This is a genomic window from Vibrio sp. CCB-PB317 (assembly GCF_022808245.1).
Classification (GTDB): domain Bacteria; phylum Pseudomonadota; class Gammaproteobacteria; order Enterobacterales; family Vibrionaceae; genus Vibrio; species Vibrio diabolicus.
This window is the reverse complement of the sequence record NZ_JALGNU010000001.1, coordinates 1639952-1661950: the sequence shown is the minus strand read 5'-3', so window position 1 is coordinate 1661950 and position 21999 is coordinate 1639952. Positions and strand designations below refer to the sequence as shown.

The 21999-nt window shown below is 43.7% G+C and carries 18 protein-coding genes; 3 read left to right on the top strand and 15 right to left on the bottom strand.

Annotation, left to right across the window (positions count from 1 at the left end; all coding sequences use genetic code 11):
* Positions 1 to 96: 96 nt before the first annotated feature.
* The 7 genes from fhuB to MTR11_RS07635 all read right to left on the bottom strand — a co-directional run bounded on the left by fhuB (position 97) and on the right by MTR11_RS07635 (position 8320).
* Positions 97 to 2073 carry a Fe(3+)-hydroxamate ABC transporter permease FhuB gene (gene fhuB / locus MTR11_RS07665; RefSeq protein ID WP_243327248.1) on the bottom strand — a complete coding sequence of 659 codons (1977 nt, stop codon included), beginning with the start codon at positions 2071 to 2073 and terminating at the stop codon, positions 97 to 99.
* On the bottom strand, positions 2070 to 2954 hold the full coding sequence (locus MTR11_RS07660) for an ABC transporter substrate-binding protein (RefSeq protein WP_243327247.1): 885 nt from the start codon (positions 2952 to 2954) through the stop codon (positions 2070 to 2072). The genes fhuB and MTR11_RS07660 overlap by 4 nt, the downstream gene beginning before the upstream one ends.
* Positions 2955 to 2964: 10 nt before the next feature.
* Positions 2965 to 3729: an ABC transporter ATP-binding protein gene (locus MTR11_RS07655; RefSeq protein WP_005394180.1), complete on the bottom strand. Its 765-nt coding sequence runs from the start codon at positions 3727 to 3729 to the stop codon at positions 2965 to 2967.
* A 325-nt stretch (positions 3730 to 4054) separates the two neighbouring features.
* Positions 4055 to 4273 (bottom strand): hypothetical protein, encoded by a 219-nt coding sequence (locus MTR11_RS07650; protein WP_005377723.1) that lies wholly within the window; start codon positions 4271 to 4273, stop codon positions 4055 to 4057.
* A gap of 87 nt (positions 4274 to 4360) precedes the next feature.
* Complete coding sequence (locus tag MTR11_RS07645) at positions 4361 to 5485, bottom strand: HD-GYP domain-containing protein (protein ID WP_243327246.1); 1125 nt, start codon at positions 5483 to 5485, stop codon at positions 4361 to 4363.
* Between the two features lie 274 nt (positions 5486 to 5759).
* On the bottom strand, positions 5760 to 6965 hold the full coding sequence (locus MTR11_RS07640) for an aromatic amino acid transport family protein (RefSeq protein WP_243327245.1): 1206 nt from the start codon (positions 6963 to 6965) through the stop codon (positions 5760 to 5762).
* A gap of 161 nt (positions 6966 to 7126) precedes the next feature.
* Positions 7127 to 8320: an iron-containing alcohol dehydrogenase gene (locus tag MTR11_RS07635; protein WP_243327244.1), complete on the bottom strand. Its 1194-nt coding sequence runs from the start codon at positions 8318 to 8320 to the stop codon at positions 7127 to 7129.
* 624 nt (positions 8321 to 8944) lie between these two features.
* Here MTR11_RS07635 and MTR11_RS07630 point away from each other — a divergent pair.
* Positions 8945 to 10210 carry an HD domain-containing phosphohydrolase gene (locus MTR11_RS07630; RefSeq protein WP_243327243.1) on the top strand — a complete coding sequence of 422 codons (1266 nt, stop codon included), beginning with the start codon at positions 8945 to 8947 and terminating at the stop codon, positions 10208 to 10210.
* A 61-nt stretch (positions 10211 to 10271) separates the two neighbouring features.
* Here the strand turns inward: MTR11_RS07630 and MTR11_RS07625 are convergent, their stop codons facing one another.
* Both MTR11_RS07625 and MTR11_RS07620 read right to left on the bottom strand, forming a co-directional pair.
* Positions 10272 to 10874 carry a 2OG-Fe(II) oxygenase gene (locus tag MTR11_RS07625; protein ID WP_005394168.1) on the bottom strand — a complete coding sequence of 201 codons (603 nt, stop codon included), beginning with the start codon at positions 10872 to 10874 and terminating at the stop codon, positions 10272 to 10274.
* A 160-nt stretch (positions 10875 to 11034) separates the two neighbouring features.
* Positions 11035 to 11805 (bottom strand): TerC family protein, encoded by a 771-nt coding sequence (locus MTR11_RS07620; protein WP_047008736.1) that lies wholly within the window; start codon positions 11803 to 11805, stop codon positions 11035 to 11037.
* A 415-nt stretch (positions 11806 to 12220) separates the two neighbouring features.
* Between MTR11_RS07620 and MTR11_RS07615 the strand changes: the two genes are divergently transcribed.
* Positions 12221 to 13159 carry a LysR family transcriptional regulator gene (locus MTR11_RS07615; protein WP_243327242.1) on the top strand — a complete coding sequence of 313 codons (939 nt, stop codon included), beginning with the start codon at positions 12221 to 12223 and terminating at the stop codon, positions 13157 to 13159.
* A 24-nt stretch (positions 13160 to 13183) separates the two neighbouring features.
* Here MTR11_RS07615 and MTR11_RS07610 read toward each other — a convergent pair whose 3' ends face one another.
* The 4 genes from MTR11_RS07610 to MTR11_RS07595 all read right to left on the bottom strand — a co-directional run bounded on the left by MTR11_RS07610 (position 13184) and on the right by MTR11_RS07595 (position 17881).
* Positions 13184 to 14065 (bottom strand): YjjW family glycine radical enzyme activase, encoded by an 882-nt coding sequence (locus MTR11_RS07610; RefSeq protein WP_243327241.1) that lies wholly within the window; start codon positions 14063 to 14065, stop codon positions 13184 to 13186.
* Between the two features lie 23 nt (positions 14066 to 14088).
* A complete protein-coding gene (locus MTR11_RS07605) occupies positions 14089 to 15633 on the bottom strand; it encodes a YjjI family glycine radical enzyme (RefSeq protein ID WP_243327240.1) in 1545 nt (514 codons plus the stop codon).
* Positions 15634 to 15847: 214 nt separating this feature from the next.
* Positions 15848 to 16471: a LysE family translocator gene (locus MTR11_RS07600; RefSeq protein WP_243327239.1), complete on the bottom strand. Its 624-nt coding sequence runs from the start codon at positions 16469 to 16471 to the stop codon at positions 15848 to 15850.
* Positions 16472 to 16663: 192 nt separating this feature from the next.
* A complete protein-coding gene (locus MTR11_RS07595; RefSeq protein ID WP_005394162.1) occupies positions 16664 to 17881 on the bottom strand; it encodes an HD-GYP domain-containing protein in 1218 nt (405 codons plus the stop codon).
* A 486-nt stretch (positions 17882 to 18367) separates the two neighbouring features.
* Between MTR11_RS07595 and MTR11_RS07590 the strand changes: the two genes are divergently transcribed.
* The gene (locus MTR11_RS07590; RefSeq protein ID WP_104974149.1) at positions 18368 to 20071 is read left to right on the top strand and encodes a putative bifunctional diguanylate cyclase/phosphodiesterase; all 1704 of its coding nucleotides are present in this window, start codon (positions 18368 to 18370) and stop codon (positions 20069 to 20071) included.
* 128 nt (positions 20072 to 20199) lie between these two features.
* Here MTR11_RS07590 and MTR11_RS07585 read toward each other — a convergent pair whose 3' ends face one another.
* Positions 20200 to 20673 (bottom strand): response regulator, encoded by a 474-nt coding sequence (locus MTR11_RS07585; RefSeq protein WP_243327238.1) that lies wholly within the window; start codon positions 20671 to 20673, stop codon positions 20200 to 20202.
* A complete protein-coding gene (locus MTR11_RS07580; RefSeq protein WP_053807362.1) occupies positions 20660 to 21997 on the bottom strand; it encodes a sensor histidine kinase in 1338 nt (445 codons plus the stop codon). Before MTR11_RS07580 ends, MTR11_RS07585 begins: the two co-directional genes overlap by 14 nt.
* Between the last annotated feature and the right edge of the window lie 2 nt (positions 21998 to 21999).

The window sequence follows — 21999 nt, the reverse complement described above, 5'->3', positions numbered from 1 at the left end:
ACCAGAGGTTTTGCATAAAGCACTCGCATAGGTTGCGAATGCCACTGCGAGTGCTTGTTTGTATAATTACTTTCTTCATTGAGGCTTAGCTCGTATCTATAAACGACGTAATCCCCACATCAGATACAAACCGCCAATGAGAGACGCCATAAGCCCTGTTGGTATTTCTTGTGGGTAAAGAACTTGTCGTCCCAACCAATCGGCCAACAACATCACGCCGGAACCCAATATCGCGGCGCATAACATGTGTTGTGACGCTTTGTTAAAGCCAAATAAGCGAGCTAAATGCGGAGCCAGTAACCCAACAAAGCTAATAGGACCAACAACCAATGTCGCACTGACCGTGAGACAAGAAACTAAAAGCAGCAGTATCGAGCGTGAACGATCAACGCGAATCCCAAGTGCTTTAGAGGAAGCGGCGCCAACAGGAAGAATATCTAGCCATCTTACGCAGAGAAAACTCAACCCTATAAAAACAAGCGCAGATAAAGACAATGGGAGTAACGTTTCAACCGAAACATAGTAGGTAGACCCAGACAACCAAGCCAATGCTTGATAACTTCTTGGGTCACCAGTGGCTAGAATAAAGCTCTGTATTGCATTCATCAGTGCGGTAATAGCAATACCAGTCAACAAAATGCGCTCCGGCTGAAAACCTGATTTACGGTTTAGCAGCACAATGACCAATACCGTCGCTAATGCACCTACAAGCCCGCCTAAAGAAAGAGTGAAAATTGACGAACCAAACCCAGTAAACATCGCGATAATCAACCCCATCGCTGTCCCTGAACTGATGCCGATCACTTCTGGACTGGCCATTGGGTTTCCACTTAGGCGTTGAATCATGGTGCCAGCAATCGCTAACATTGCCCCCGCAATTGCTGCTGCAAATAATCTAGGTGCGCGCCATTCCAAAAAAATCCAATTTTGGCTAGCAAACAAGTTTGTCCACCCTTCATTTTGCACAGCAACTGTGGCAAAAAGAACAACGGAAATTAGCGTGCCGATCAATGACAATAAGATCGCTTTAGGGTTTAGCCTGTAAACATGTTGACGGTGTCGAGTTAACACTGTTTGAGTATGGCCCTGCGTCTTTTGTGATAAGCGAGGTAACAACCATAACAGTAGCGGAGCGCCCAATGCAGCCGTTGCTGCTCCCGTTGGTATAAAACTCGCCATTAGCCCCGGCAGTTGCTGAATAACCAAATCGGTTAAAGTCAATAACATGGCACCAATCAGCATCGATACCCAAAGCTTATGCTGGATTTTATTGATACCTATCAATCGAGTAATCGCTGGCGCTGCTAATCCGATGAAACCGATGATTCCTACTGCAGAAACGACCCAAGAAGTGATTAACACCGCAAGCCCAAGACAGACAAAGCGCAGTTTGGCTAGCGAGACACCTAAACTCTTGGCACCTTGCTCGGAGAGTTCTAACAGACTTAACGGCTTTGCAAACACAAATGCGATAACCGTAGCAAGTGCGATTCGAGGTGCAAGATACGAGAAATCACCCCATCCGCTCTGAACAAGCGAGCCCGCTCCCCATATCATTAATCCATTCAGCTTTTCGGTATTCATCATCAGAATAACCGCACTTAATGATGCAAAGTACAGGTTTATCACTAACCCAGAAACGACGACGACCGTTGGAGATAACGCTCGTCGCCATGACAACAGCATAACCAACCCCATCGATGTCACACCGCCGATGAGAGCAACCAAATTAGGTGCAATATCCAACATCCAAGGTGCAAATAGCGTAGCTAACATCAAAGCAAAACTTGAACCGCTCGCCACACCTAATGTTGTGGGCGAAGCAAGAGGATTGCGCAGAACTTGTTGCATTAATACCCCAGCAACCGCTAATCCGGCACCAGAAATAATCGTGGTGAAGACTCGAGGCCACCAGCTAAAGTGAAGTAAGACGGAATCGATAGATTGAAAGTTAGGTTTCCATAAACTGCTAAGAGCCAGTGAGAATGAACTTGCTTGATACAATTGGAAAGCACCAATAGAAAAGGTAAATGCCGAAAGTAACACCACAAGGCTTAAAGGCATGGTTTTCATTGTTCTAACTCCTCGACCTTACTCGCCGTAACTAACTCCGCGAACCGAAGCGCTGAAGGCATAGAACCAAAACTCCAAACAGGCGCGACTTGCATGACCTTCTCACCAGACTGTTGAACAACGTATTGCCAAAACGGATCTTGAGAGAGCCGCTTTTCGCCACCGTGAGGCAATGGCTCAACGATAACAATTTGGGCTCTTATACCTGCTAACTTATCGATGCCGACTAAGCTGAAGCCCCAGCTATTTGTCTCTTCGTTCCACGCATTACTCAGCCCAATCTTTTCGATAGCCTGAGAGTAAAGACTATTCTGACCAAAAACACGAACGTGCTTCGTATCCATAAACTGAATCATTAAAAGCGGCGGCTGGTCTTTGTTTATGCGCTGTTTTAATAAAGAGAAACGTTCTTCATATTGTTGGATAAGTGCCTCAGCCTCCGCTTCTCTTCCTAGCTCTTCACCAAACCTCCGAGTGAAACGAGTAAGTACCGACCAATCTGTAATCCCGCTTTCATATAAGTCAATCGTGGTAACGGGGGCAATATCGACTAAGCGATGCTTCATTGAGGAGAAATACGGGGCAATAAAAATACGGTCAGGTCTGAGCTCGTAAATACGCTCTATATTGGGTTGAGTTCTTAACCCTACATCCTTAGTTTGAGGTGGTAACGGTGGCGATTTTACCCAAGCATCGTAATCTTGCCCTTGAGCGACGCCTACGGGCACAACCCCTAACGCCAACATCGTTTCAGTTTGTGTCCAATCAACCGACATCACCCGAGGTGACGCCTCAGCTACTGCTTGAAAGGAACTGACCAAAAGCGCACTAAGTGAGAGAGCGAAAGAGAAATGCTTAAGTCGAGTGTTTGTACTGCTCATTATTCAACCTCTAGCTTGGCATCGCCACCGGATAACCCGCAGGGTGGTCAGAGATCTTCATCTCTATCCCGTATATGTCCCTCAGCTTAGGTTCAGTAAACACCTGTTCAACATTGCCTTGTGCAATCAAATCACCTTGATGTAATGCAACGATATGATCGCAAAAGCGCGCCGCTAAGTTGATGTCGTGCAATACGATAATAACGCCCAAACCCAACTCTTTACTGAGTTTAGAGATGAGCTTCAACATATCGACTTGATGGCTAATATCTAACGCAGACAAAGGCTCATCAAGAAGCAAATACTCGGTTTTTTGCGCTAATAGCATGGCTAGCCACACTCGTTGGCGCTCCCCTCCAGATAGCGTATCAACTAAGCGATCTGCGTATTTTAGTGTTCCTGTCATCGCCATTGATTCTTCAACAATGTCATGATCTTTCTTGCTCAAACGACCAAGTAAACCATGCCATGGGTAACGACCAAAACCGACTAAATCTCGACCTAAAATACTGTCGGTCACCGGAAGATGCTGAGGCAAGTAGGCAATGTGTTGGGCGAATTTTTTCGCTGAGAGATCGTTAATGCTCGTTCCATGCAGAACCACGTCACCAGCGGTGTATGGCTGTTGCTGTGCCAGCAACTTTAACAATGTGGATTTTCCTGAACCATTGTGTCCAACAAGAGCGTATGTTTTTCCGGGTTCAAATGTCACATCAAACGCTTTTAGCAATGACTTGCCTTCAATCTCAAACTGGAGTGCTTTAGCTTCCAACATCCCTACTTCACCTAATAGCCATTCACAAATGAAAGCTAATCAATCGCTTTCATTCGTTCATCACGTTTGCCGTTCTTATTCAACAGAACGATTAATAAGGGAGGTTTTATATAACAACAAAGATACAAATGCAAACCGTTGTCATTATCATTACATCAATAAGATCATTGAGAGAATTACTAAGCGTTAATGATTATTCGTTGCGGATGACTTCATTAGCGGATTGTCGGCAGGTCAACGAGAGCAGCGGTCTCCCACTGCTCTCGCATAAATTTGAACGAATACTGCAGCGTATGAAGAAATGAAAAATACCGCAGTGAATACATTAATGACGAGCGTCAGCGCCAAACTCTACTTCTTTATAGATATCGGCCAGCGACTTTTTACCTTGTTTGTCTTTGGCTGAACGCTTTTTCTTAGTTTGATAATGGTATTCTTGCTCCTGAAGTGCTTGTTCGTGCTCTTTTGCTGACTCAACAAACTCAGGATTTGCAAGTGCTTGTTGGCGTAAGCGGTTTACTCTTTCAAGGGTTTCCCACAACATACTTCACCTCCAAACTTACTACTGTATATAAAAACAGTATTGTTTAAATATTCCTCCTCGTCAACATTTCAACTCCTTTACTGATCTTCACATCAGCCCCAATCCTGTATAGTGCTCGGGATATTTGTGGATGATTTGCTTTATATAACCTTGATGCTCTCGCAGAGCATTAACACATTCTCGAGATAACCATCCCTGATATACCCATTTTTCAAGTTCTAACAATGCGTATGGGATGGACCACGCTTGTCTGTACGGATGGTGCGTCGTCATAAAATCAAAGGCATTCGCGACAGCCGTAATTTGCGCGGCTATTGGTATATCGCCACCGGTTAAACCATACGGATAACCAGTACCATTTAAGTTTTCGTATTGATAAGTAACCATCTGCAAAAACAAAGTCACACTCGGGTGAACCGGATTTCCGATACGAGTCACTATGTCATCGGCCGAGTCGATGCAACGCTCAATATGTTGAATCAATATCGCCTCTTGTTCTTGAGTATAATTTGTTCGGCGACTAGCAATTTCAACTGGCAGCTGAATATCACTGAGCGCATGGAATTGAGCAAAAATACCAATATCTTCGACCATTTCATCATTCAGGTGATAACGATCCGCTAACTGCGTTGCGATGACTTGGCTGTAGTACTTCATTCGTTTGGTATGCGCGTAAAACTCAGGGGAGTAGCCTGGCATCATACATTGCATTCGGTTCGCCAACGTTTCTATCGCGCTAACGACGTGGTCTTCTGATTCAACCGCAAATTGAATCATTTCGAAATAAGGTTTGAGACTATTCAACGCTTCTAAGCTAAATGCATTGGGCTGAGTGGAATTTAAGAACACAAAGCCAGTAAATGCTTTATTGTCGTAACAAGGAATAGCAACCGACGACTGGTATCCGTGTTTGAGTAAGGTTTGAACCCGAGGACAGTGATTAATATCGTGAAGGTCTTCGACGATACGAGGAATCGCGTTTTTGGAGGCAATATTGAGGTGGTGGAGCTTACGGAATGCTGACTCATGGTGGGCTAAACACCAAGTGTCGAACTCACTTTCTGCAAATGATTTGAGCACATCTTGGTCTGGGTGATATTTAGCAAATGACACCCTATCAATACACGGCAAGTGCGCCTGCATCCTGCCCTTTAGCGTTTGCAGTTGCTCATTAAGCGGTTTTGCAAACGGGTAAAAACTCCGGTGCGCCATACTTCACCTCCACACCCAAGCAGAGAAACAAGAGAAGCTCATTGTGTTGCAAATTCAATGGTATTTTGAGCGGCTTTCTCCACTTAAATTATCGATATACCACAACTTAAGTGTACGAAATAAAAGCACATTTCTACCAATTCTTTCACCGAATATCTTACGGTAATTTGATCTAGATTAAAAAAGCCAACGAGCGAAACTCATTGGCTTAACAATACTGATTGATTACAATGAATTCAGTAACTAGAGGTTATTCAGAGAACGTTCTAAACAACTAGCCCAGAGCAGGAAGCACACCCAACGTAATTAACACCTGAGCTAATACGATACCTGTGCCAGCGATACCCGTTATCACTAATGCTCCTTGGCCACCAGCAACTCGGTACTCCCCCGTAAAATCATCCGATTTACGAACCTTGATCACCATAACCAAAGGCAAAAAGATGGCTAAAATCGCTAATGCAATCGCTGCATAACCCAAAGCCATAATAAAGCCTTGAGGGTAAAAAAGTGCGAAGCCCAGCGGTGGGGTAAACGTCACGAGTGCCGCAACCAAGCGATTAGGCTTATCGTTGCTCCCTTTGATGGTGTCACCCAAAAACTCGAATAGACCTAAACTCACACCAAGAAATGACGTTAACAGTGCCAAATCAGCAAATACACCGACAATGTTGCCTAAGTTTGATTGGTGCACCGTCTGTGATAGTTGACCAATAAGCGCGCTCAACCCACCGTTTTCAATAAGCGTACTTTGGCTAACCACACCCAATGTCACGATCTGCCAAAAGATGTAAATCACGAGCGGGATCGTCGAGCCAATAATAACGGCTTTGCGCAAAGAAGAAGTATCGCCATCTAAGTAATTCACAATTGCCGGAATGCTTCCGTGGAAACCAAACGAAGTAAAGATAACAGGAATCGCCGCTACAATAAGACCTTGCTCAATCGGCATACTCAATAAGTAAGATTCCGTAACGTTTGGAGCAAGAAAAGAAAGCACAGCAACCATCGCAACAAGTTTCATCGCGAACAACACTCGGTTAACTTTATCGACCGTACCTGTACCAACTGTCACAACTAAAGTCACAATCAAGGTAAAGATTATCGTTGATGTAGGCCCTGAAATATCAAGGTCAAACAATTGTGCAAGGCGGTCTCCGAACTGAGCACCACCGCCAGCGATGTACGCTGCACACAATGAGTAGAACAGAAACAACATCGCAAAACTTGCCACCCACTTGCCTTTTTGGCCCAGGATCTGTTTCGCTAAAGTATGAAGAGTTGCACTACTTTCTGCATGCTGATGAAGCTCAAGCATGAGTAAGGCAGTGAAAGCCATCAGAGCCCATAAACTGAGCATGATGATGATTGAAGTTGAAAAACCAATGCCGGCAGAGGCAAGTGGAAGGGCTAGCATGCCAGCACCTATTGTAGTTCCCGCGATAATTAGAGTACTACCGAATACTTTAGAACGACTCATTGTATATTTATCTTTACACTTTATTAGGAATTATCGGTATTAGATCGGGCAACGGCGTACCGAAACCAACACCATATTTGTAATGCTGTCGATATTGTAGGATCTTCAGCAGAAGATCAAGCAAAGTGTAAGGATAAAAAACCACAAGTGTAAATTAAAATTTACACAGTACTAATATCCAACAATAGCTGAGTACATTCTTCCCTGCTCATGAACTTAGGGACAGGGTAATTCCAGTGCGCCTCTTTCAGAATTAAATCTACAAGCGCATCAGCATCTTCGCGCTTAATGAGTGCACTTTTCTGCTTAATATCAATGCTTGCAAACAAAGACTCCACGTGCGTCAAAAAGTGTTGAGCACTCGCCTCACCTGACTGCCCTTCGGCCGTCAACGCATCGAGTTTTCTTAGTTGAGGCTCTATCTCTGATAATGAAAAGCGCAGCACAGGTAACAAGGCTAATCCGTTTGCCATGCCATGAGGTATTCCATATTTCGCACCGAATGTGTGAGCAAACGCATGAACATAACCCAAACTCGCTTTCGTAAATGCTAAACCTGCGTAGTAGGATGCCATGGCCATTTTATGTCGAGCTTCAACATCATCCCCTTGTGCTACGACCCGAGGAAGATACTTAAAAATTAACTTAATGGCGGCAACAGAGTAAGCCCTAGTTTCTTGAGTAGCATTTCTCGACACATACGCCTCAATAGCGTGAGTTAATGCATCAACGCCAGTATCAGCCGTGATCTTAGGAGGCAAACCAATCATTAAATTCGCATCTAAAGCTGCCATTAGTGGCACCAACTTTGGATCCATCAAAGGGGTTTTAATGTGTGAGGAGGGATCTGATACGACCGCGGCGATGGTGACCTCACTTCCTGTTCCTGCGGTCGTTGGAATAGCAAACAGAGGCGCTGGCATTCGCCATACTTTCAATAGTCCAGCTAACTTTTTTATTGGCCGTTTATTGGTAACTTTCGCAGCAATGACCTTTGCGCAGTCCATTGCCGAGCCACCACCCAAAGCTAATATGCCCTCACAATGAAAACGATGGTAAGCCTCTAGACCGCTTTCTACCTGATCATAGGTAGGATCGGGCTGCACTTTCGAGAAAACATCTAACTGCAAATCGAGCTGTGCTGCCGCTTCGAGCACCTTATCGACAATACCGACTTGGACTAACCCTTCATCGGTAACTAATAAGACGCGTTTAAATCCCAGTTCGGTCATCGATTCTAATAGCTCATTCATCGAACCGGGGCCGGAAAACAAGGTTGGTCTCGGCATAGGAAGGATAAGAGCTGCTATTTTTAGCCCTGCGGTGTAAGTCCGATATAAGCGATGCTTCAACATACGAAATCCTTTTCATTTAGAGCTATCATTCTAGCTACTTTTATCACCTATGCTTACTTTGCAATCACACATTTTTAATTAAGTCATTTCATCAACACATAAATGCTGCTGAGGGAGCAATACCGTTATCTTGATCTCCCCACACCACGTGAGCTGTAGAGAAAATTATTTTTTATGATTTGCCATTAGCGTTACCTTAATGACTCCCCCCTCTTCGGCTTCGCCGATCATAAAGTGGTTATTCAAGATGCTTTATCATTCATACAAACTCAAAAATATGGATTCTGCTTAATCACATAACTGTACGGTATATCAGTAATCTAATCCGAACATCACTTATAAAAATACAAATAAGAATGCGTTACATCATGATTTATTGTCGTTTTCAAATAAGTCAATAAAAGCAACAATAATCTTTCAAAACTAATACTTAGTTCAAATAACTGACTCTTAATCATGAGCTTCAGGTGATATTGTTATGCAACTAGGATTATTATCCGCCCCATAATTAAAACTACGTCTAAACGCCCACCTTTTTGGGGTCTATTCGCTGTCGTACCCAATTTTCCTATCACCTTCTGATTTGGGTTTCGCGTGGGCTAATTAGCAATGTCGGTATAAACCATGAATCATTCTTGCCATTCCCATACGGACACGGGCTTTGAAGTCGATCTAAAACAAGCACTTATCTGGGTTGCTCGAGCACTCGATTATGTCGGTGTTGACGATACTCACCACAGCCATCGTGTCGCTTATATCGCTTACCAATGTGCTCGCGTCATGGGTTGGGAGCCAGAAAAAGCGGAGTTTTGTTACTTCGCAGGTATGATCCACGACTGTGGAGTCTCCGAAACACAAGAACATAAAATGTTACTTGAAGAGCTGGTGCCACAAGACGTGAAAACACACTGCTTAAGAGGGTACCGAAGCCTCGAGCAGTGTCGTTTGTTGCGCCAATTTGCGACACCAGTTCTTTACCACCATACACATTGGAGCGAACTAAAAGAGCTCGATTTACCGCCTTTTGAAAAAGAGGTGGCCGCCCTGCTCTACTTATCGGACCGCCTTGATTTTATGCGCTCAAAATACGTCATGAACTGCCACTGTGACATTGTCACGCTTCATGAAGAATTGATTGCTGAGTGCATCATGGCAAACGTTGGAACCTTGTTTAATCCAAGCATGGCCGAAGCAATGGTTAAACTCGTCATGACCGACGCGTTTTGGTTCGCGATGGAGTCGGAAAATATTGAAACCATAGGCCTAAATTTTAAAAGCATTGATTGGCTTCAAAAACAATTAACCATCCAAGATATGAACAGCTTGGGAATGTTTATCGCTCAAATTGTCGATGCAAAGAGCCCGTTCACTTATCAACATTCACAAAAAGTAGCGGAATTATCTCGGTATCTAGCAATTAAGCTTGGGCTAAACGAGCACGACCAAGAAATGTTATATATTGCAGGGCTGGTGCATGATATTGGAAAGTTAAAAACACCAGATGAAATCCTTCACAAAGAAGGCTCTCTAAACAAACAAGAGTACACACGCATTAAACGCCATACCATTGATACTCAGCTCGCATTGCATAAGGTCTTCCCTAACGCGAAAATAGCGGAGTGGGCTTCCAATCATCATGAACGTTTAGACGGGTCGGGCTATCCCTATCACAAAACAGGCGACGAGCTCGATGTTCCATCGCGTATCATTGCTGTCGCGGATGTCTTCCAAGCCCTGTCTCAAGATCGCCCCTATCGAGGACGAATGACTCAAACACAGATCGCCGACATTATGGGTGAGCAAATAGCCAAAGAGGAGCTTTGCTCTGACGTTTATGCGGTATTAGAACGAAACATGACAGAGTGTTACGAACTCTCAACCGACGTTTAATCAAAACAGGGGCGAACACACGCCCCCCTTTTTAGGATGATAAGACTAGGCCGACAAATAGTTACCTAGCAATATCAAGTAAATTATCTCGCACACCATTGATTCTGAACCAACCAGCGATACTAAAACGCTCGGCATTGGTTGGTAACACCTCATGTGGGAACTGCTCTGATAAGAATACGAACAAACGCCCTGAGCGTGGGGGAATGGTTGCAATTTTATTGTCATTCAAATCGTATACTACTAATTCACCCGCGTCTTCTTCCGTCCAGGATTCGTTCATATAAAAAACGGTCGTCAATCGACGGTTTTCGTTACCTTTGAAGCAATCTAAATGTTTTTGGTAGAAGTCCCCTTTCTCGTACTTGGCAAAATGAGCTTCGTACTCAAAAAGTCCAAGAAACAAGTGACGGTTCACTTCTTGGCGGATCTCTTCCATTTTATCCAAGTAAGAAGCAACAGCATGCCCCATATTTGGCGATAACCATTGAATCTTGTCACTTCGAATAGATTCAATACGAGTCACATCATCGTTACGACCAATACGTGCTTTTTTCCAATTGCTTGGAATGCAATCTCGCAGTTGAGCCACCTCTTGTTCAGAAAGAAAATCATCCCAGATGTAGTAGCCATTGGTTGCTAACGCATCGATCATTTTATTCATTATTTTCGTTCACTCGTGTTAGTTGGGCGCTCTATATAAAAAATCTGCGACACAACAACAAATGCGATTTTTTATCGAGACGACAATGAAGCAAAACGAGAATTAAAAATGACGATACAAGATACAAAAATGCCGCTCATGTGAGCGGCAATGTCGTTTGTTATTGACGAGCTTCTAATCTCGTTGCTCGAATTCGCAACGGACGAAGACGCTTAATGCTAGGACGCTGTTTGTTTTTTAGCTGGATATGACAAAGTTCCAGAATCAAACCAAATGCCATCGCAAAGTACACATAACCTTTATTGATATGAATTGCGAAGCCTTCTGCCATCAATAAGCCACCCAATAAAACCAGGAACAGCAATGCCAACGTTTTAAAGCCGGGATAGCGCGTCACCAGATTATTGATTTTTTCAGCAGTCATTACCATCACGATTGCAGACGAGACAATCGCCGCGACCATAAGCGGGACATCACTTGTCAAACCGACGGCGGTTATCACCGAGTCCATTGAGAATACCGCATCCACAGCAACAATCTGCAGCAGCACTACCGCTAATCCAGTACGAGCATGAGTCGAGTGGCCAGATTCATTGTGATTTAACCAGCTCCACAACTCTTTCAGGCTTTTTGCCAATAGGAATGCACCACCCGCGATCATGATCACGTCTCTTCCGGTAAACGCTTGGTTTACGACGGAAAACAGTGGTTGAGTCAACTGCATAATCCAAGAGATAGAAAAAACCAATGCAATACGAGCAATAACAGCAAGGCCGATACCAAGGTTTCTTGCCAGTTTACGTTGATGCAGTGGTAATCTTTCACATAGGACGGAGATAAAAACGACGTTATCAACGCCTAAGACAACTTCAAGCGCAAACAAAGTGGCAAAAATCGCCCAAGCCTCTGGTTGCATGAAAAGTTCTAACATGAGTACGCCTCCAGTGATGGGAAGACATACGGTGAAGGGTTCTGTCGACTAAAGGGGTCGTCCATTAATTATTTATACCTCTGTTACTTAAGGATCTTGAGTAAATCACCAAACAATCAACAACACAATGGCTATTTTTAATAGGTAATGACGGCTTTTCATTCGTACACAAACTATTCAGCCCTCGCACTAGAAAGATAAATAAAATAGAAATTCTAAAATTGAAGAAAGAAAAACGCCAAAGACCTAACAAATCCAAGAGAGTTCTTTAATCTTACAAAGCTCAAATTATTTTTACGCAACACGTTAAATACATTGAGCTCAAAGCGAAAGATGCTCATTTACGAGATAAACAATAGTAAAAATTTGTTTCATCCTGATATACTGCCAAAAATCATAAGAAACCATGCTATTTATGGACTACATTGCTCTTTCACGCATTAGCCTAAAACATCTCACTGTATTGCATATGTTGTTAACCACTCACAGTGTTACGCTTGCCGCAGAGCGCCTGTGTGTGACACCTTCGAGCGTCAGTAAAACACTTGGGCAATTACGTGAAATGCTGAAAGATGACCTTTTCTATCGCGATGGTACTCGCTTGGTACCAACGGCATTTGCGCTGCACATTGGCCCCTCGATCCATGGCATACTCTCTAGCATGAATGGATTATTACATCAGGGCTCATTTAATCCAGCTTACTATCAGGGCAGTTTCTCATTAGCTATGCGCGAAAGTTCGTTTGAGCTTTTTGCGCCAGTTCTACAGCATTTATCTCAGCAACTCGGCAATCATGCACATTTGAATGTGCATGCAAAAGAGGAAATGAGTTTCGATGCGTTGGTAAGAGGCCAAGTGGACTTTTTGCTGCTTCCACACGATCTTAGTCAGCCGCCCACGCAAAACAAAGACTTGGTATGGCAAACCATTCTGAAAGACGAAATGGTTTGTTTAATGGGATCATCAAATCCACTCTCTAAACAGCCTTTGTCTGTTGAAAGCTACCTCTGTGCAAGACACATTGGGATTCATGATAAAGATCTCTCACAACCTTATTTCGAGCAGAACCTCACACAAAGGCACTCGAAGCGAAATATGGCTATGCGTGTAGCGGATTTTGGTTCAGCTGCAGTGATGTGTCAGCACTCAGATTACTTGTTCACCTGTTCCAAACTTTGGGCAAGGGCGGCCATGCAAGCAAAAGGCTTGGTTGAACAATCCCTTCCATTCGATTATGGACAGGTAGCCTACAGCCTCGTTTGGAACAAAGCGAGCTTGAACGATCCGGCTTTAAAATGGCTACAAAAACAATTGCTCGATGCCTGTGCCATGCTAGACGCGTGCGATGCGTGAGTAAGATAACGAATCAAAACTGCATTACGTGAGTACAGTCGGCACTGCGATGGGGTTACTCACGTAACGTAAAAGTTCTGATTTTAAGCGTTCGATATCATGGCGAGAGCACGCATCCCAGGTTAGCGCCTCCCCCATGACTCCGTGATGTTGAAATGCATTTAAACGGATAAGCACCGATTCAGGTAAAGTACTCAAATAGCGCCCAATCGCTACGATTTCTATATCTAAATCACTTTTCCCTGGAATATGCAGTAACCGAACTTCATACAATTTTTCATGCTTTGCAAGGTACTGAAGCGTTTTGAATACACGATGATTATCACGCCCAGTTATCCACTGGTGCGTCTCTGTCTGCCACGATTTCAAATCGATCATCGCACCGTCCAGAAAAGGAAGCACATGCTGCCAACCTGTCACTGATAAAGAGCCATTGCTGTCGATGAAACAAGAAAGGTGCTGTAACTCAGGATCTTGCTTCATCCCTTTAAACAGCTCAATAATGAAAGGAAGTTGTAAGGTAGATTCCCCACCGGATACTGTAACACCACTGATGAAAAAGCGATGCTTGCGTATCAAATCGAGCATTGTTACAACAGAGTAGTCAGTAATTTTTGGATTAGATTGGTTCTGACATATCTCTATACAATGATCGCAGTGGGTGCACTCCTCTTTAAGCCAAACAACGTTGTTGTTTTCGTCGAACTTCAGTGCGTCTGCCGGGCACTCACTCACACAATCACCACAGTGATTACAATGGTTTATTGTATGAGGGTTATGACAGTTCAAACACTGATAGTTACAACCCTGTAGAAAGATGACTAGACGATTTCCTGGCCCATCAACACAAGAGAAAGGAAGGATACGAGTGACTTTTGCCAAAAGGCTTCCACTTCGTCTAGACACCTTGTTCTTTCCTAAACCGACCTTTACGCCTGCGTGTAGGTCGGTGTCATTTCATGACTCACCACACGTGGTGAGCGTTCTAAAATCCCAGTATTTCTTGCCGCCTCTGCTCCCAGAAACGTCGTATTGGTTCTCGAACCTTCTGCATCATATTTTGCGATATCAGAAAGTTTGACCATGTATCCCGTAACGCGAATCAAATCATTTGAGGCCACATTCGCGGTAAACTCACGATAACCAGCATTTAACGCCCCTTTGCACAAATTGAACATCGCTTCTGGGTTTGATTTCACCGTTTCATCAATCGTCAAAATATCGCTGATACCTGCACGATAATACTGGTGATGCTCAGCTGTTGCTTGTACATAAGTGACAGGGTCTGGCTCTGCACCATAAGGCAGACGCACACCTGGCGTAACGCCAAGATCTAAGCTAATACCACCTTGAGCATGTAAGAGCGCTTTGCCATCCAAACCATATCTCACTGGGGTTGACTCCACTAGTTTCGCCAGTGTGGCTGAAACATCATGAGCAAAGGCATTCGCACGTTCATCTTTTCCGTACTGCCCTGTTTGGCCTTCTTTTTCGAACAGAAGATTCACCGCTTCTGCCATACCATAAATGCCATACATTGGTGCGAAACGGGACTCTTCAATCAACCCTTCTTGCGTCAAAAATCCTTGAAAGAAATTGGACTTTTCATGCAAGTGCGTACTTCTAGCGTCCATCAACTCAACCATTAATTGATGGTATAGAGGTAAAACACTGTTTAAGAAGTCGTTACAATCCGATGCTCGTTCTGCGACTTCTTTTAGGTTCATTCGCACCAGCGTGTTTGAACCACCAGCCAGTGGCAGTGAATTGTAGCAACTTACAATACCAAAACGTGAACCGCTGTAGGCTTTCGAGTGCACAGGGTAATTGGCAATATGAGGCTTACTACACTCGCAAATATTCTGCGTCGCTTGACGAAGTAAATCATCAGGCGTGACCGACTCGTCGTACATGAACGTAAGATTTGGCGCAATCTGCTTGAGCTCGGCGTCCACTTTTAAAATAGTGCGACAAATAATGTTGTCTGTCGGTCCGACATTCACGTGCATAAACGCATCTGGCAATGTGCGATCCAACATGATCCAAAAATGTTTTAACTTTTTGTAAATTTGATTCTCTGCCAGGTCGCCTATGTAAGGCAGTAAGACATGATCCAACTGACCTAAATACACCGGAATATTCGTTACCGATGGAACATGATGGTAAATGATGGTGAGCATATTCAGCGCATCATCGAAATCGTCAGCTGGAAGCAACTCTAGATACTCAGAGCCTTGCGATAGGAACTTAGCGTAATCAGGCAGCACATAGCGTGGTTTGAAAGGTGCATGGCCTTCAAACATATCACAGATGATTCCTTCATCCATTGCTTGTCTTAGCGATGGGGAAATCGACATGTAAGGAATACATGCTTCCGCCTCCAAGGCCAAAAAGTTCGACTTTTGTTTTGGAGAAAGACGAACATCAGTCGCAATGTCTAGAAAACGTTGTTGTAGTTCAGAAAGGCTTTTCATCTGAGATGTCCCTGAAAAAGTAACCACAAACCCACAAGATAAAACATGGATTCTACCCCTAAAGAGTAACGTGATTTTACTCCGGCTTACCTGTTGCCACTAATGAAAATAAACAAAACGTCTATTTCCATAATGGAAATAAGCTAACGCTAAATTAGGTTATTACAACTTACGCTATTGAAATAACCCAACCATGCACCAAACACGTGCTTTCTCATCGATTTGCCGTCGACAACATGACGCCCGCGCTAATAAATACTCCACCAGTCAGGCGATTGAACAACTTGGCTCTTCCAGCGACAAACAGCCAGTCTGAAGCTTTTACACCTAATAATGCATAAAATGTTAGCCAACTTAGCTCAAACACCACAAATGTAGATGCAAAAATCGCGTATTGAGCCAACAAAGGCGCAGAGGGATCAATGAACTGAGGAAACAAAGCGGTAAAAAAGACAATCGCTTTCGGGTTACTAGCGCCAACAATAAAACCACTGGTGAACGCGCTGAGCGCATTCGAGGAGCTTTGGACGGCTGCCGTTTTGTCAAAATCCGTTTGAGAAGTGCGCAGCGCTTGAATGCCTAACCAGATTAAATAAGCGGCACCACACCATTTGATGATATTGAAGACCAGCTCAGATGAGGCAATCACAACCCCTAACCCGGTAAAAGAAAGCGTTAGTATAATAGTGATCGCTGATAAACTGCCTAGCGCAGTCATGAGGGCAATACGAAACCCACTGCTCACACCTTTACTTAAACACAGCAATGAGCTTGGCCCAGGCGATGCAGTAAGCACCAAAACGGCCAGAGTGTAAAAAATCCATGTATCAATTTGCATTGGCATCCCTTCCCGCAAAAAGTAGAGGGTTATACCTCAATCTTTATTGAGATATTCCTAGCTCAGTTTCCATCCATGAAACTCGATTCTTTAATAACCACCTAGTCCCTACATAATTTAGAAACCATTAATAGATAGTTATGCAATCAAAATACGCTCTGCATGCAAGGTTGTAAAGCATGTTTATTTTTCTTAATCATAAAAAGGCTTGGGATCGATTTCTAACGATGACGGAGCGACTGCTCTTTCTATTTTGTGTAGGCTATTTTTCAAATCGACCATCGCCACATCGATATAACGCTGATATTTGCGTGAGTAAAAACACTTCACTTCTGGCTTTAAAGCTTGAGAGTCATTTGAGGACCAAACAATACCAACACGCCCATCACTCAACTCAACAATAGAGCCCACTGGGTACATCCCAACGCAATTAATGAACTTGTAGACTAGGTCTGCATCTAAATGAAATGGCGTTAAACTCAACAAGATTTTAAACGCTTCTGCTGAGCTCATGCCTTTTTTGTAGCAACGATCGGCCGTCAATGCATCGTAAATATCAACAATACAACTCATGCGGCCGTGAATCGGAATCTCATCGCCTTTCAAGCCTCTAGGGTAGCCATTGCCATCTAACTTCTCATGATGCATCAAACAGACATCGCGACTCACATCACTAAGGCCCTTTACATGGAGAATAATCTCACCAGCGAACACTTGATGTAGCTTCATGTGTTCAAACTCTTCAGGTGTTAGCTTTGCTGGTTTATGCAAAATCTTGTCATCAACTTTAATTTTACCTACATCATGAATGATGCCACCAATAGCGAGCTGCTTTAATGTCTGCTTATCTAACCCCAAGTACTTACCAAATGATACTAAAAGGCAAGCCACATTGACGGAGTGTTCCAACAAGTAGGAGTCTTTTTTTCGGAGTGCAGAAACACATTGCAAAGCATCTGAGTCGATAAAAACGCTTTCAATGACATCATCTGCCCAAGCTTCTACCTCATCAACTTCAATGATTTTGCCTTCAAAAGTTTGATTCAATAGTTTCTGCGCCAGATCTTTTGCTTCCGCAATTAGCTTTTTGGCTCGTTTATGTTGAACATCTCTCGAGCGATAAGCGCGTTGAACCTTCGAAAAGTCAGAGGACTTGGGCTCTCGCTCCTCTTCTACGGCAACAATGGATTCATCCACAGGCTTAAAGACACACTTCTGAGAAGATAATGTTTGATCTACCCAAACATACTTCACGCCGCTCGCGGTAAGCTTCTTAATGCCCTCTGGGCTAGATATCCGCCCTGCATTGGCTAAATTTACGCGCTTGTTGTGCTCTATCGCGGTAACAAACATACCAACGCCGACATCAGCGAGCGCAATTTTGATTGAATTTTTTGGATCGTACTGCATAAAAAGAAAGCTTACTCGATATTAACGGCAGTATTATAAGAGATTTGATTAATTGGCGTGATAATAAATTAGAATTGATTACTATTAATGAGCATCCTGTCAATTAATAACCCATCGCGATCACTAAGCCCTTTTTGTTATTATGGTCTTTAGCCTAGCAAATATACAGATATGACACTCAAGAACAGAACCTCTAACCGACACGTCTTAAAATAACTTGAGGATAATTATTCATAAATATTTATAGATTGCGGACAGCATCAATAACTGTATTTTATAAATGATTTTTACTGTTGACTATTTTTTATAAATGTCGATGATTAGCCGCCTAATCTTAGTATGTTATTAACCTAGTAGCGCATAAAATGATAGCCAAACAATTTGAACTGATACTTTTGTGATTGTAATGTACGCCAACAGATCAACTCTATGTTATCAAACCCCCACACTCATCTCTGATGCTAACACGCTCGAGGAGGAAATATCTTGACCACCATATTTGACCAACAAGCCTCAGATAGTGACCGAGAGTTCCTGAAAATCGTTGAAGAACGATTCATTCATATCTTCGACGTATTTAACGAAGGCCTCTTCTACATGGATGAGTTTGGTACCATGGTATTTTACAACAAAGGCTTCTATGAACAGCTCGGTATTAACGCTGGCCGAATCAGTTTAGAGCAATGGTTAGAGCTTGTTCATCCTCTTGATCGAGAAAGGCTGTCCACAAGGGTCGATGCGCACATCACGACCAACAATAAGAGGGTTACAACCACTTACCGAGTGCGTAAACCCAATGGACAATACGTCTGGATAGAAGGCGTAGCCATGACCAAAGAAACAGAACATGGCCATTACATGGTTGGCAGCCATCGCGATATTTCTGAGCGTAAGCTGATGGAAAGTTACATCCATCAAGTTGCATTTCATGACAACGCGTCAGGCATGGCTAACCGCGCCCATCTCTTGCTGGATATCGAAGACAGTGTACGTACCACCGATTCTTGCGCGTCTATTTGTTATATTCAGATCGAAGACATCAAATCTTACTTGAATCAATATGGCAGCGAACTGGTCGATGGGTTAGTAGAGAAGTTGCTACAAACTCTCAGTCACTTGCCCTCTCCAAACAGCTCGGTGTATCGCGTGCATGATGATGACTTTGCGATTTTGATTCACGATGAGTGCTCAATAGAAGCGCTACAGAGTTACGCCGAAAGTTTAAAACAAACCTACCATGAAGCGGTGATTGAAGAAGGCCAATACCTAGGTAGCAACATTAGCATTGGTTTGTATCCTTGTATTGACCCTAGTCACTCCGCAGAGGAAATTTTACGTAAAGCGGCAAGAACTTGTCAGTACGCGAGCGAACAAAATAGAGACCGCGTCGCGGTCTACAGTGAGAAGACGCAGCATGCCGTTGATCGCTACTTCTTTATTGAGCAAGGTCTTAAAAGTGCGCTAGAAAAACAGACATTAAGTGTTAAGTTTCAGCCAATTATTGACGCCAAAAGCTCAAAAGTGGTGAGCTTCGAATCGCTAGTTCGCTGGCGTAGCAAAGAGTTTGGCGAAATTTATCCCGACGAGTTTATCCCTGTAGCAGAGAACAAAGGATTGATCGTCGAACTGGGATATCAAGTATTTGCCAAAGCATGTGAATTCATCAAAAACTACCGTGAACGTTACCAAAACCAAGTTCGTGTTAACGTGAACGTTTCTGTACTTCAGTTAATGAACAGCGAATTCCCTACGCGAATTAAAGCCATGGCGGATGAAGCTGGCGTTGACCCCGAGTCCATTGTTTTGGAACTGACAGAAACGTTTATTTTGGATAATAACCAAACGGCTATTGCCCCTCTAAGCACGCTCAGGGAGTTAGGTTTTGCACTCTCGCTCGATGACTTTGGCTCTGGTTACAGTTCATTAAATAGCTTCTTCGACTTGCCGATGACACAAATCAAAATTGATAAGTCGATGGCATGGAAGACACTGACCAATCGCTCCTCTCAAGAGTATTTGAAGTTTCTTATCACTATGTGTCAGGAAAACAATATTGAAGTGGTGATAGAAGGCATCGAAGACGCAAAAATGTGTGACTTCTTTTCCGAGATGGGCGTCGATTATTTGCAAGGTTATTGGTTCTCTAAACCACTCTCTGTTGCCAGTGCCAGTCGCTATTCATTGAGCTAAACCGTTCTTCGGCGAAATAATCCCAGAATTAACGCTATTCCGCACGGCCACGTTAAGCATGCTGAACTACTCACAGTAAATTTCAGACACTAACTGGCCGTGACGAAAACAACCTTAGAGAGCCTTGATTAACGTAGGCGCTCAAAAACAACACTCTGATCTAAGTGTTCGTGATATTGAGTGTAATCTAAGCCCATATCAAAGATATATTGAGTCACCAAGTTTCTAACGCACTCAATCAATTGGCTCGCTTGCCATGGCTTCTCAAAGTAGCGATCAATACCTGCGGAGTTAATCGCATTAATGGTATCCGTGTGCGTCGCCTGCCCCGTCAGAAGCACTTTACGTGTGCGAACAAAACGACTGTCTTGTGATACCTCTGTCAGTAGTTCCACTCCTGTTTTACCTGGCATGACATGATCGGAAATTATTAATGCGATCATCTCGCCTTCTGCATCAAGCTCATCCATCAGTTCTATAACCTCACCTGCGGATTCGCAGTCTTCGATATTCAACCACTGATGTAACGGCTCTAAATCTTGTAGAACCGCGCTTAATACCTCTCGTTGGTCATCAACGCAAATTACATTAAGCTTCTCCATGTTCACCCTCTACTGGTAACTTGATTCTAAAAATTGTTTTTTCACTGTCGCTCTTTACCACAATAGAGCCGTTATATCCGGCGATAATGCGTTTCACAATCGACAGCCCTAATCCTAAACCAAACGACAACCCACCCTTTTTAGTGGTGAAGTTTGGCCGGAAAATTTTTCTGCGTGTCGCTTCATCGATTTCTGGTCCGTTGTTAGCAATCGTGACCAAAATTTTCCCCTTACTCTCTCGAGTATGTATTTCGATCCCCGGATCTTCGGTTTGACCAAGTGCATCACACGCATTCTTTAAAATATTGACCCAAACTTGGACGAGTTCGGTTTGAGAGCCGACAAAGTCCGGCAAGTCCGCTGGGCTAAAACGTACGCTCACGCGTCTTAAGTCACTTTGCAATAGGGCCAGCGCTCGATTGATTGAGTCATTAATATTAAACGCTTCATCCAGGTCGATATCCGTACGCCCCAATTGTTTCACTGAACGTACAATGCCAACAGTATGTTTAGAGGCAATACGCAAATCATGAAGGTCTCGCCCCATTTGCCAGAAACGTATCGCTTCTTCGGGTCTTTTTAACCAATGCTCCGACAGGAAATTATTTGGAACGGCACGTGCGAGATCACGCGCGAGATCCTTAGGTAAGCCGTAATATTTTTCGAAGTGGCGCCCCCGCTTTCTCGCTTCGCTGGAAGAGACTTTCTGTCCTTGCATCAAACCAAAATCAAAAAACTGACTCGCTTCCGGATGAACTTCTTCAAGCAATTCCATGATGACCGACTCGAGTCGCTCTGATTTACTGCTTACCACACCAATAGCATTGTTCAACTCATGAGCAATACCCGCGGCAAGCTGCCCTAACGTTGTCATTTGCTCTGCGGTATGCAGCTTTTGCAACGCTTTTTCTTTAGCCAAGGCCTCTTGCATTGCACGCCGTTGACGCCGAGATAACTCGTTCACCATCACAGGCATAAATTGTGTCGTCAATGGTCCGTATGTCGCCTCTTCCACCGCGGGCGTATCACGCTGTATCCAAGCCAGTTCAACGTCGGTTTGAGCAATAACTGTCGAAGAGGCCGTCCATGTACCAGAAAAGAAACTATGTACGCCAATAAACGCACCTTGAGACGCAGAAAATACCTGGATTGGCTTCTTGTCATCTTCCGCATAATAGCCAGCCAACTCTCCTGACAGCACGTAGTACAACCGATCGTTGTAGCCAGCTTGCTCAATAAGCACCGATCCGGATAGGACCGTTAATCGGCGTTCAAGATGGTTAAAATAGCGTTGTACTAACGCATCTAGTTTCGTTTCGTACATGG